We start from the raw sequence: 12,397 nt of genomic DNA, 5'->3' as shown, positions 1-12,397 counted from the left end.
ATGAAAAGAATTATTCGGGTTATCGGAACTTTTGCGCCAGACTAAAGGTCGTCCCGACGAAAAGCCAGTTCGGTAGCAAAATGACCACAAATTTATTTCCGCGCACGCTTGCGGCCTGGATCAAGGCTCTGGATGCCATCGTGCTGCCTGCTTTTGCCGACGTCCATGCCAGCGTTCAGCAGGCCTTGCGCGACAGCAGCCTGTCCATGGGCCAGATTGCCGAGCTGATCCAGCAAAGCCCGGTGATGGCGCTCACGGTCATTCGTGACGCCAATCGTCACGCCGCCAGCCCTGCGGAAAGCCTGGAGGTGGCGCTCAGCCGTATCGGCCTGAAACGTGCCGAAGCCCTGTTCGCACTCATTCCACCGGTTCATGCCCAGGATATCTGCCCTGCCCTGCGGCAAATCATCCTGATCAGTCGCCACGCCAGCCAACAGGCCAACGGCCTGTTCGCCGCACGCCTGGCGCGCCTCTGGCAAGAAATCCACTGGAGCAGCCTGCTGTTTCTCTCCCCGGCATGGACACTGGTCGCCGCCTATCCGCAGCTTCTGGATATCTGGGAGCAGCGCGTGCTGGTCAGGCGTGAGCCGGTAGCACGGGTCGAACAGGACATACTGGGCGTGTCGCTGCCGGAACTCTGTGCAAGCCTGGCCAGCCATTGGGGGCTGCCCGAGTGGATCGCCCAGGGCTACCGGATACTCAATGGCAACCGCCGCATGCTGATCAGGGCGCTGCACATTGCCCGCGACAATGAACACCCCCTGCACCAACAGCAAATGCTCGATGCCGATCCGCAACTGCGCCGCTGGCTCACACTGCCGAGCAATACCATTCTGCTCGCCAATGGCCTGGCCCTGTCGGCGCATCATAGCTGGAGCGACACGCACTCTCTGCGCTGGCAGCGTCTTACCGGACTTTACTTGCAGGTGCCGCTGAATGAATTGCAACAGATGGTTCATCAGCAAGCCGTCACCAGCGCCAGAGAGACAGGCCCCACCGACCTCTGGCATCCCGCCCAGGCGCTGCTATGGCCCGCCGGGAGCCGCTTCCAGCTGGCCAGAACGCCAGGCTTACCCAGTGGCGAAAGCCTGGCGGCATGGCGCGAGCATTGCCGCGAACTGCTGAGCGAGCGTTGCCCTTACGACAATGTCCTGCAACTGACCGCAACCGCCTGCAAGGCCCTGACCTGTACAGGGATGCAGCGAGTACTGCTGATGCTCGTCGACCGCAAGCAACAGCGCCTGATCGCCCAGCAGGCCAGCGGTCTTGCGCCATCGGCGACTCGCCTGGTTCTGGAGCCCGAACAAAGCCAGGTATTGCGCAGACTGCTGGAGAAGCCGGCGCTGCTGCGCCTGAAGCCCGATAACGTGGCGCAGTTTTCGGCCATGCTGCCGGGGGCGCTGAAGACGCTGTTCCACAGCTCGCACCTGCTGCTGCGCTCGATTGGTCATGACGACCGCGTCGTCATGCTGGTGGTGGCCGACCAGGGCAACAGCGAATTCAGCGAAACGAGCCTGCAGGCATTCGGTAAAACCGTGCAATGCATCGAGCGTGCCCTGGCGACGTTCAGCAAGCGCGGACGCTGAGCTTTTTCGCTAGACTTCGCCCTTCCAGCCCGATCGAGACTTGCCGTGTCCGTCTTCACTTCACTGCCCCTGGTTATCGAACCTGTCGAACTGGCCGAACGCCTGGGGGCGCCCGAACTGATCCTCGTCGACCTGACCAGTCCGTCGCGCTATGCCGCAGGCCACCTGCCCGGCGCCCGCTTCGTCGACCCCAAGTCGACCCAGCTCGGCCAGCCGCCAGCGCCGGGGCTGCTGCCGGAAAAAGCCCGCCTGGAAGCCCTGTTCGGCGCACTGGGCCACCACCCGGACGCCGTTTATGTGGTGTACGACGACGAGGGCGGCGGCTGGGCCGGTCGCTTCATCTGGCTGCTGGATGTCATCGGTCATCATCGCTACCACTACCTCAACGGCGGCCTGCACGCCTGGCTGGCCGAGCAGCGTGACCTGTCCCAGGACGTGCCCGCGGCCATCGACGCGCGCGCAAGCCTTGCGCTCGATGACGCCCCCAGCGCAACCCGCAACTATATCGAAAGCCGTCTCGGCGCCGATGACCTGGTCATCTGGGATGCCCGCTCGCCACAGGAATACCGTGGCGAAAAGGCCCTGGCGGCCCGCGCCGGCCACATTCCCGGCGCGATCAATTTCGAATGGACCGCCGCCATGGACCCAGCCCGCGCCCTGCGCATCCGCGAGGACATTGCCGAACAGCTGCAGGCACTCGGCATCAGCCCTGACAAGGAAATCATCACCCACTGCCAGACGCATCACCGCTCCGGCTTCACCTACCTGCTGGCCAAGGCCCTGGGCTATCCGCGCGTCAAGGGTTATGCCGGCTCCTGGGGCGAATGGGGCAACCTGCCCGATACGCCGATCCAGCAATGAAAAGGTCATCCATGAAAGATCGCTTGTTCGTTCTCAGTCAGTACCTGCTGCCGCACCACCTGATCTCGCGCCTGGCCGGCTGCCTCGCCGAATGCCGCCTGCCCTGGGTGAAGAACACCTTCATCAAGTGGTTCATCCGTCATTTCAAGGTAGACATGCGCGAAGCGCAGATCGAGGAACCGACGGCCTACGAGCACTTCAACGCCTTCTTCACCCGCGCCCTGAAAGACGGCGCCCGCCCGCTGGACCCGACCCCCGGTGCGATCCTCAACCCCTGCGACGGCGCCATCAGCCAGCTCGGCAGAATCGACCAGGGCCGCATCTTCCAGGCCAAGGGCCACAGCTACAGCGTGATGGAGCTGCTCGGCGGCGATCACGAACGTGCCGCGCCCTTCATGGGCGGTGACTTCGCCACCGTCTACCTGTCGCCCAAGGATTACCACCGCGTCCATATGCCGCTGGCCGGCACCCTGCGGGAAATGGTCTACGTGCCGGGACGCATCTTCTCGGTCAACACCGTGACCGCCGAGGGCGTACCGGAGCTGTTCGCCCGCAACGAGCGCGTGGTCTGCCTGTTCGATACCGAACGCGGGCCGATGGCCATGGTGCTGGTTGGCGCAATGATCGTCGCCAGCATCGAGACCGTCTGGGCCGGGCTGGTCACACCGCCCAAGCGCAGCCTCAGAACCACCCGCTACGATGAGGCGGCACGCGCGCCCATTCACCTGGAAAAAGGCGCCGAGATGGGCCGCTTCAAACTCGGCTCGACCGTCATCCTGCTGTTCGGGCCGGATCAGGTGCGCTGGGCCGAAGAACTGACCGCCCTGACCCCGGTCTGCATGGGCGAAAGCCTGGGCCAGAGCAAACCGGTGGCGCCGGCTGTTACGGTGGAAATCGATCAGGCGCCCTGAGAACCTGTTCAAAGTCTGCTGCGCGTCGGCACTGCTGCGTTAAAAACAGGCTCGGACTGCTCATTTACAGCTGTAAACTCCGCGTGATTCGCTGCGCTCACCCTGCGGGCCAGCCTGCGGCTGTTACTTCGCTGCGCTACGTTTCTCGCCTGTTTTTGCCTTGCATTGCTCTAGCTCGCGAGACTTTAAACAGGTTCTGAGCGGCTACACCGCTGATCCAGGGCGATCGCACTATGGCGTTTCGTTCGATAAAAGCGCTGGAGGCTGGACGAAAAAACGCCATGTGCGCTCGAAGCTGGATCGCTTGTCGTTCAGCCTCCAGCTTTCCAGCGCTTTTTTCGGCTCTTTGAGCGCATGGCGCGATCGCCCTGACCGGTGATCGCCTCGGGCTGTTAAAGGCCATCATGTCCGCTATGATGGCCAAACCATGATGTCAATCTAATACCAAAGAGAAGGCTAATGCGTGAAGCTCAGTCAGCACTTCTGACTGAGCGCTGAAGACAATCTGCGGAGTTCGTCGCTTGGAAAATCCCAGTCAGCCACTGCTATTGCGCGTACCCACGCCGGATTGCCAGGGGTTGTCCTTCTGCGAACCCAGCGTGCGCGATCTCAAGGCATGGCTGGCCGGCCTGCCCAAGGCCAACCTCGGTGAAACCGCACGGCTGCTGTACCAGGCCATGCGCGAACTCAACCAGTTGCGCACCTCGACCCAGAACCGCCTGCAACTGCTGGAGCTGATGCGACCGGAAATCCATTTCGTTTGTCGCCAGCTGGAGCGCTACCTGCTCAACCAGCCAATCGTCCTTGGCGAACAACCGCGCAAGGTCGCCAGCCTGTGCCAGGCACTGCAGAATCACCTGGCAGTCGGCTACAAGATGATTACCGTGAGGCTGGCGCCCCAGGCCGGGCGCGAACGCCTGCAACTGCTCACCATCGTGCTGCAGCGGGCGATCCACAGCCTCTGCGCCATACTGGCGCGTTCCACTCAACTCTACAGCCCGCCTCCCGAAGGCCTCTGGCTGGAACTGCACCAGCTCTACATCATCGCCGTCGAGCACGGCGTACAAAGCACCCTGGTGCGCGACGACCTCGCCTATCGCTCCGCGGGGCTGAGCGCCGAGCGCAGCTATATCGTCGCCCTGATGCTTGGCAGCGCCCGCTGCAACCAGCTGCGCCAGCAGAGCATCGCCCAACTGGCGCAGGCGCTCGAACCCTGGAGCGTCCTGGTTCGCCTGCAACCCGCGCAGCATTCGTCCAGTCTGCTGGTGCTATCACCCCGTCTCGACGGCCCGCCGCGTTATCGCTCGATGCTCAAAGCCGAGGAGTTGCCACATCAACTGGGCATCGATCCGCAGGCGCTGGTGGACGCGATACAGGCTCACCTGCAGGGCATACCAGGCACCGCCGGGGTCGAACTGGAAATTCCCGCAGGGCTGAGCCCCGATCTGCTGCAGCACCTTGGCTCGGCCTGGGGCAATGCGTCCGAACGCAGCTTTCAGCGCTCACCCGCGCGGGGCAGCCTGCAGCTGTGCATCGGCATGAGCGCCCTGCATTACCATCTCGCCGGCCAGCGGCCCTTTACCGAACTGCTGCAAAGGCCCGACGCCGCCCGCTCGGCGACCTTCAAACTGAACAACGCAGCCCCCGACGTCTGGGCGGTGGCCTTCGATGCACAGCCGGTGAATGAGGCGGGCCTGCTGCCCAGTGACAGCATCGAATTCGTCCGCCCCGCCACCGCCACACCGGAAGATACCTCGCAGTCGAGGGTCGAAAGCGCCTTCCCGACCCATGAGGTGCAGATGGTCAACCACAGCCCCGGCGGTTACTGCCTGTTATGGTCGGGGGAAACACCGGCGCAGCTGCAGGCCGGCGAATTGCTCGGCCTGCGCAATGGCGCCGACGAGAGCTGGAGCGTCGCCGTCGTGCGCTGGGTGCGCCAGGTACGCGGCAGCGGCACGCAGATGGGCGTTGAGCTGATCGCCCCCCATGCGCATCCCTGCGGCCTGCGTTTGCTGCGCAAGACCGATCAGGGGAGCGAATACCTTCGCGCCCTGCTGCTGCCGGAAATCAGCGTGATTTCCCGCGCAGCGACACTCATCGTGCCGCGTCTGCCATTCCAGGAAGGACAGAAAGTCCTGATCAACCAGAACGGCGAAGAACACCGCGCCCTGCTGCGTCGTCGCCAGAGCGGTTCCAGCAGCTACAATCAGTACGAGTATCAACTGGTCGGTCTTGCAGCCATACCCCAGGAGACCCCTGTCACAATGCGGGGAGCCCAGGGGATATCGGGGGGTGAAGATTTTGACTCACTCTGGAAGTCGCTGTAGATTGCGGCTCACTGTTTTTTAGCCCCAACGCCCCGCCATGGTGCGTTCCAAAGCAGCTGCCATGTCCCCGCAAAAGAAAACCGTCCGCCTGCTGATCCTCGAAGACTCGCAAAATGAAGCCGAGCGACTGGTCAGTCTGTTTCGCAATGCCGGCCAGGCAACACGGGTACACCGACTTACCTCCGGCGAGGATCTGGCAGAAGCGCTCCAGCAGACCTGGGACCTGCTGATCAACGCCCCCTCCAGCGCCAACCTCGAACCCAGCGAAGCCACCGGCACGCTTCGCAAGCAGGGCAAGGACATCCCCGTCATCCAGCTGATCGATGGCAACGACATCGAGGCGATTACCGAAGCACTCATGCTCGGCGCCCAGGCCGCGCTACCGCAACACGAGGATGAATGGCTGATCCTGGTAGCCAGTCGGGAGCTGGCCAATCTCGAAGATCGCCGGGCCCGCCGCTCGGCCGAGCTGGCGTTGCGTGAAGCCGAAAAGCGTTGCCAGCTGTTGCTGGAAAGCTCGGTGGACGCCATCGCCTATGTCCATGACGGCATGCATATCTACGCCAACCGCGCCTATCTGGAGCTGTTCGCCTACGAAGATGTCGAGGAGCTGGAAGGCATGCCGATGATCGACCTGATCGCCAGCTGCGATCAGGTCGAATTCAAGAGTTTTCTGAAGAACTACCAGAGCATCCCGGACAATTCCGAACTGGTATGCAAGGGCGTGCGGGCCGACGGCAGCGATTTCAAGGCACGCATGAGTTTTTCCCCTGCCAGTTATGACGGCGAACCCTGCATCCAGGTGGTCATCCGCGCGGAAAGCGACAACGCCGAACTGGCGAAACTGCGCGAAATCAGCACACAGGACCCCCTGACCGGCCTGCACAACCGCAACCACTTCCTGGAGCTGCTCGACAGCGCCGTCCAGGAGGCGGTCAATAGCGGACAGGGCGCCAGCCTGGCCTACATTCGCGTCGATCGCTTCGCCGGCCTGCAGACCGACATCGGCCTCGGCGACGCTGACCGCCTGCTGGCCGAACTCGCCCGGCTGCTGCGCGGCCACTTTGCCGAAACGGTCCAGCTCGCCCGCTTCGGCGACGACGTATTCGCCGCGTTGCTCAATGGCGTGACACCGCAGCAGTGCGAGCCCCAGCTCACCGAACTGCTGCACAAGGTCGAAGGGGCCCTGTTCGAGATCGCCGGTCGCACCGTGCAAACCACCCTGAGCATCGGCGTCGCCCCCCTCGACGAACAGACCGCCAAGGCGCGCAGCGTGATCGACCGCGCTCACCGCTGTGCCGAAGAACTGGGCAATGGCAATGCGCTGCGCCTCTACGATCCGGCAGTCGAACTGGCAGCCGCCGCCAACCGCGGCGATGTCCTCGCCATGCTGCAACAGGCCCTGGACAAGAACAGCTTCCGCCTGCTGTTCCAGCCGATCATCAGCCTGCGTGGGGACAGCCACGAACATTATGAAGTGCTGCTGCGCCTGCTCGACCCGCAAGGCGAGGAAGTACCGCCCAGCATTTTCCTCGACGCGGCGAAGGAAACCGGACTGGCCGTCAGAATCGATCGCTGGGTGTTGCTCAACTCCATCAAGCTGCTCGCCGAACATCGCAACAAGGGCCACAGCACGCGGCTATTCCTCAACCTGTCGAGTGACAGCCTGCAGGACCCTTCATTGCTGCCGTGGCTGGGTGCGGCACTCAAGGCATCGCGCCTTCCTCCGGATTCACTGGTCTTCCAGATCGCCGAAAGCGACGCTGTCGCCTACCTGAAACAGGCCAAGGTATTGACCCAGGGACTGATCGGGCTGGGCTGCCACAGCGCACTCAATCAGTTCGGCTGCACACTCAACCCTCTCAATACGCTCAAGCATCTGAATGCCGACTTCATCAAGATCGATGGTTCCTACACCCAGGACCTGAGCCGTCAGGAAAACCAGGAAACGCTCAAGCAACTGCTGGCCAGCCTGCATGAGCAGGCCCGACAAACCATCGTGCCCTTCGTCGACAGCGCGACCGTACTGGCCACGCTCTGGCAGGCTGGCGTCGGTTATATCCAGGGTCAATACCTGCAGGGTCCCAGCCAGTCGATGGATTACGATTTTTCCTCGGACGAGGAATGACCGGCCAGCAGCGCAACCCCAAGCCTTGACCCCGGTCATCCGGGCTTCACCCTGTTGCACTAGAGTGGGTGAACTTCACCAGCCAGGAGAACCGACATGACCATGATGAAAGCCGCCATATTCGTCGAGGCGGGCCGCATCGAGCTTGCCGACAAACCCATTCCCGAGCCGGGTCCCAACGATGCCCTGGTGCGCATCACCACCACGACCATCTGTGGCACCGATGTGCATATCCTCAAGGGCGAGTATCCGGTCGCCAAGGGCCTGACCATCGGCCATGAACCGGTGGGCATCATCGAGAAGCTGGGCAGCAACGTGCAGGGCTATGAGGAAGGCCAGCGCGTGATTGCCGGCGCCATCTGCCCGGATTTCTCCTCCTACGCCAGTCAGGACGGCGTCTCCTCTCAAGCGGGCGGCTGCAGCTGCCACGGCTACAAACCCATGGGTGGCTGGCGCTTCGGCAACACCATCGACGGCACCCAGGCCGAGTACGTGCTGGTACCCGATGCCCAGGCCAACCTGGCCCCGGTGCCGGATGCGCTCACCGACGAGCAGGTGCTGATGTGCCCGGACATCATGTCCACCGGCTTCGGCGGCGCGGAAAAGGCTGATATCAGGATCGGCGACATCGTGGCCATTTTCGCCCAGGGACCCATCGGCCTGTGCGCCACCGCCGGCGCCAAACTGCGCGGCGCCAGCTGCATCATTGTCGTGGATGGCGTCGACTCGCGCCTGGAAATCGCCAAACGGATGGGCGCCGACATCACGCTGAACTTCAGGAACGTCGACGTGGTCGAGGAAATCCTCAGGATCACCGGCGGACGCGGCGTGGACGCCGCCATCGAGGCCCTCGGCACCCAGCTCACCTTCGAGCAATCCCTGCGGGTACTCAAGCCCGGCGGCACCCTGTCCAGCCTGGGCGTCTATTCACAGGACCTGAGCCTCCCGCTCGGCGCCCTTCATGCGGGCCTGGGCGACCACAAGATCATCACCTCGCTCTGCCCCGGCGGCAAGGAGCGCATGCGTCGTCTGCTCAACGTGGTCGCCTCCGGTCGCGTCGATCTCGCCCCGTTGGTCACCCACGAATACAAACTGGACGCCATCACCGATGCCTACGACCTCTTCGCCAACCAGCGCGACGGCGTGCTGAAGATCGCGATAAAGCCGTAACGGCAGTTGCAAGCCTGTAGGAGCGAGCCATGCTCGCGAATAAGCTCTTTCGCGGGCATGGCCCGCTCCTACGCTTTTATTCCACCCCTTCCCTGTCTCTGAACCCCAGCAGGTAGAGAATCCCGTCCAGGCCCAGGGTGGAGATGGCCTGTTTGGCCGACTGTTTGACCAGCGGCTTGGCGCGGAAGGCGACGCCCAGCCCGGCCAGCCCGAGCATGGGCAGGTCGTTGGCGCCGTCGCCGACGGCGATGGTCTGCTCCAGACGCAAGCCTTCCTTCTGTGCCAGCTCACGCAACAGGTCGGCCTTGCGCTGGGCGTCGACGATGGGCTCCAGCGCCACGCCGGTCAGCTTGCCATCGACGATTTCCAGCTCATTGGCATAGACGTAATCAATGCCAAGCTTCTGCTGCAGTTGCCGCGCGAAATAACTGAAGCCGCCCGACAGGATCGCCGTCTTGTAACCCAGCCGTTTGAGCTCGGCGAACAACAGCTCGGCGCCTTCGGTCAGCCGCAGGCTGGCGCCGACCTCGGCCAGCACGCCTTCCTCCAGGCCTTCGAGCAGCGCCAGGCGCTCCTTGAAGCTGGCCCGAAAATCCAGCTCGCCGCGCATCGCCCGCTCGGTGATTTCCGAAACCTGTTCACCCACGCCTGCCGCCTTGGCCAGTTCGTCGATGACTTCAGCCTCGATCAGCGTCGAATCCATGTCGAACACCGCCAGGCGGCGATTGCGACGGAATACCGAGTCGCGCTGGAAGGCGATATCGACGTTCAGCTCCTGCGCGACGCTGAGAAACTCCTCGCGCAGCGCCGCCGTATCGGCAGGCTCGCCACGTACCGAAAACTCGATGCAGCCCTTGCCCAGCTCTTCCGGCATGTCCAGCGGCATGCGCCCGGAGAGCCGGTCGATATGGTCGATATTCAGGCCGTATTTGGCGGTGATCGAACTGACCCGCTGCAACTGCTCGGCAGTGACCTTGCGTGTCAGCAGCGTAACGATGTGGCGCGGTTTGCCCTGGCCGGCCACCCACTGCTGATAATCGGCTTCGGCGACCGGCGTGAAACGCACCTGCTGGTCATGCTTGTACCCCATGAACAGCACGTCCTTGAGGACGGAAGACGCTCGCTCGTTATCCGGGATTTCCACCAGAATGCCGAACGACAGGGTGTCGTGGATCACCGCCTGGCCGATATCGAGAATGCTGACACCACCCTGGGCGAGCACTCCGGTAATGGCAGCCGTCAGGCCGGGACGATCTTCCCCGGTGATGTTGATCAGGACGATTTCGCGCAAGGCGCAGCTCCCATGGCAAAGAAGGCAGGCATTCTACAACAGCCGACGCGCCGCTGGCGGCTGCACGGATATCAGCGCCAGGCGCTTAAAAGCCGAAAAGAGCGCTGGAAAGCTGAGGGCTGAACGAAAAGCAATCCGCGTAGCACACAAACCCGTGCTTTTCGTCCAGCTTTCCAGCCTCCAGCGCTTATATCGAAGTACTTGAGCGTTGCAATTCGTCAGCTTTGCAGCAGAGATCTTCAGCCCCCGGTGTGCTTTCCGTATACTGCGCGACACTTTCCTCATGAGTAGAGCCGCGCTCTGTGAACCGGCCCGCATCCGTCAAGCCTGACAACTTCTTCCTGCTGATCTACCACGCACTGCGCCAGCGTCGAATCCCGCTGGTGCTGCGGGTGGTCAGCCATACCCTGCTGCTGGTCATGCTGGCATTGCTGATCCACGCCTGGGTCATGGGCATGCAGTTCAAGCACGCCATGGAACAGCAGGCCGACGCCCTCGGCCAGAGCCTGGTCGTGCAGACCGCCACCTCGGCCACCGACTTGCTGGTGGCCAATGACATCCTCAGTCTCAATGTGCTGCTGAGCAACCTGGTGAGGAATCCACTGGTAGCCCATGCCGCCATCTACAGCGTGGACAACCGGGTGCTGGCCGAATCCGGCTCGCGCCCCCAGCGCAACCTGCTCGGCGACGAAGAAGGCCTCTACTCCACACCCATCAGCTTCCAGGAAGTGATTGCCGGCCATCTGCGCATCAGCCTGGACCTCCGGCAATTCCGCCAGCCGATGACCATCAGCCTGCAAAGCATGGGGCTGCTCAGCCTGATCCTGCTGGTGCTCACACTGGTGCTGAGCATGCGCCTGGGCCGGCAGCTGTCAACGCCGCTGATGCAGCTGCGCCTGTGGCTGCGTGATCCGGATGATCCGGCACCTGGCGCCTGGCGGCAGGATGAGATCGGCGATCTGGCGCGGCAACTGCAGGCACGCCTGGTACCTGAAGCACCCGAGCCGGAAATCGAACTCGACGACAGCCTGCATGATGTCTACACGGCGGATTTCAAGATGCCGGCTCCGAGCCGCGACAGCACGCATATCGGGCTGGACGACGATGACGCACTGGAGCCCGTGGAGGATCGCGCTCCTCTGCTGGCCAACGACGCGGACGACTTCGACCCGTTCGATGACGATCCGCCTTTCGATGAGCCGCCACCACGCCCCGCGCCCGCGCCACAACCTGTCATGGCCGGGAAAAGCGCCGTACTGGCGATACAACTCGGCGCCCAGGAGCAGCTGCGCCGCCTGTCGCGCACCCGCCTGACCGAACTTCTGCAGCGCTACCGCGACTGCCTGCAGCAGGCTGCAACGCTCTATCAGGCCGAACTGCATACGCTCAACGATGGCAGCAGCCTGATGCTGTTTCACAGCCAGGACGACGAACAGAACTACCTGACCCACGCCATCTGCTGCGGCGAGCTGATGCGCGCCCTCGGCCATGCCCTGCAGATCGAGGTAGCCGACAGCGGCATCACCCTGCACCTGCAACTGGGCTTGACCCAGGGCGAGGATCTGTACGATCTCGGTCAGGGCGATCTGCTGCTCAGCGAGCCCGCGCAGGCCGCGCTGGCCATGTCCCTGCACAGCCGCAACCTGCTGCTGATCGAACGGGAAATCGGCGACGATGCGCTGATCCGCCAACGCGCCCGCGTCCGCCCCATCGCCAGCCCGGAGGGCGCCTGCTGCGTCGAGCGCCTCCTCGAACCCTATCCGTCACTGCTCGAACGGCAGCTGGCGCGCATGCACGAGCTGCGCACCCGCCGGCTGGATTAAGGCTGACGCCCTTGTAGGAGCGGGCCACGCCCGCGAACGCGAAGCGAACAGCGGATTGCACGGTCGTAGGTCGAATTAGCCGAAGGCGTAATCCGACGATCCAAAGACACGATCCGGCAACAGACACCGGCCTTTAACGCGCCTGAACGTCCGCTCGTCGGGTCGGTGAAGCGTGACCCGACCTTGTATCTCGACTGCAGCCTTTCAGGAGGTGATAGTCCCCGGCTGATCATCGGGGGAGAGAGTGCAAGTAGTACCCGCCCTTAAGCTTCGAGCTTGTGACGTAGATAACGCTGCACT

8 protein-coding genes are annotated in these 12,397 nt (G+C 63.1%); 7 read left to right on the top strand and 1 reads right to left on the bottom strand.

What is annotated here, in order from left to right; all coding sequences use genetic code 11:
- Window positions 1–80: 80 nt before the first annotated feature.
- The 6 genes from G7020_RS18360 (at window position 81) to G7020_RS18335 (ending at window position 8,983) form a co-directional block, all read left to right on the top strand.
- Window positions 81–1,586 (top strand): HDOD domain-containing protein, encoded by a 1,506-nt coding sequence (locus tag G7020_RS18360; RefSeq protein ID WP_181086582.1) that lies wholly within the window; start codon window positions 81–83, stop codon window positions 1,584–1,586.
- A 45-nt stretch (window positions 1,587–1,631) separates the two neighbouring features.
- Window positions 1,632–2,447, top strand: a complete 816-nt coding sequence (locus G7020_RS18355) for a rhodanese-like domain-containing protein (RefSeq protein WP_181086581.1) — start codon at window positions 1,632–1,634, stop codon at window positions 2,445–2,447.
- 11 nt (window positions 2,448–2,458) lie between these two features.
- The gene (gene asd, locus G7020_RS18350) at window positions 2,459–3,358 is read left to right on the top strand and encodes an archaetidylserine decarboxylase (protein WP_181086580.1); all 900 of its coding nucleotides are present in this window, start codon (window positions 2,459–2,461) and stop codon (window positions 3,356–3,358) included.
- A gap of 521 nt (window positions 3,359–3,879) precedes the next feature.
- A complete protein-coding gene (locus tag G7020_RS18345; protein ID WP_181086579.1) occupies window positions 3,880–5,685 on the top strand; it encodes a molecular chaperone in 1,806 nt (601 codons plus the stop codon).
- Window positions 5,686–5,746: 61 nt separating this feature from the next.
- Complete coding sequence (locus G7020_RS18340; RefSeq protein ID WP_181086578.1) at window positions 5,747–7,813, top strand: GGDEF/EAL domain-containing response regulator; 2,067 nt, start codon at window positions 5,747–5,749, stop codon at window positions 7,811–7,813.
- Window positions 7,814–7,909: 96 nt separating this feature from the next.
- Entirely contained in the window at window positions 7,910–8,983 is a 1,074-nt protein-coding gene (locus G7020_RS18335) for an NAD(P)-dependent alcohol dehydrogenase (protein WP_181086577.1), read from the top strand.
- A 76-nt stretch (window positions 8,984–9,059) separates the two neighbouring features.
- Here the strand turns inward: G7020_RS18335 and serB are convergent, their stop codons facing one another.
- Window positions 9,060–10,274: a phosphoserine phosphatase SerB gene (serB, locus tag G7020_RS18330; protein WP_181086576.1), complete on the bottom strand. Its 1,215-nt coding sequence runs from the start codon at window positions 10,272–10,274 to the stop codon at window positions 9,060–9,062.
- Window positions 10,275–10,576: 302 nt separating this feature from the next.
- Here serB and G7020_RS18325 point away from each other — a divergent pair, with 302 nt between their 5' ends.
- Window positions 10,577–12,097: an AhpA/YtjB family protein gene (locus G7020_RS18325; RefSeq protein WP_181086575.1), complete on the top strand. Its 1,521-nt coding sequence runs from the start codon at window positions 10,577–10,579 to the stop codon at window positions 12,095–12,097.
- The last annotated feature ends 300 nt before the right edge of the window (window positions 12,098–12,397 follow it).

This window comes from Stutzerimonas stutzeri (assembly GCF_013522825.1).
Classification (GTDB): Bacteria; Pseudomonadota; Gammaproteobacteria; order Pseudomonadales; family Pseudomonadaceae; genus Stutzerimonas; species Stutzerimonas stutzeri_AK.
The sequence above is the reverse complement of the archived record's forward strand: the minus strand, read 5'-3'. Positions and strand labels throughout refer to the sequence as shown.

Coding starts and splice junctions, on each gene's coding strand:
- G7020_RS18360 (WP_181086582.1), top strand. CDS start 81: ATGACCACAAATTTATTTCCGCGCACGCTTGCGGCCTGGATCAAGGCT.
- asd (WP_181086580.1), top strand. CDS start 2,459: ATGAAAGATCGCTTGTTCGTTCTCAGTCAGTACCTGCTGCCGCACCAC.
- G7020_RS18340 (WP_181086578.1), top strand. CDS start 5,747: ATGTCCCCGCAAAAGAAAACCGTCCGCCTGCTGATCCTCGAAGACTCG.
- G7020_RS18335 (WP_181086577.1), top strand. CDS start 7,910: ATGACCATGATGAAAGCCGCCATATTCGTCGAGGCGGGCCGCATCGAG.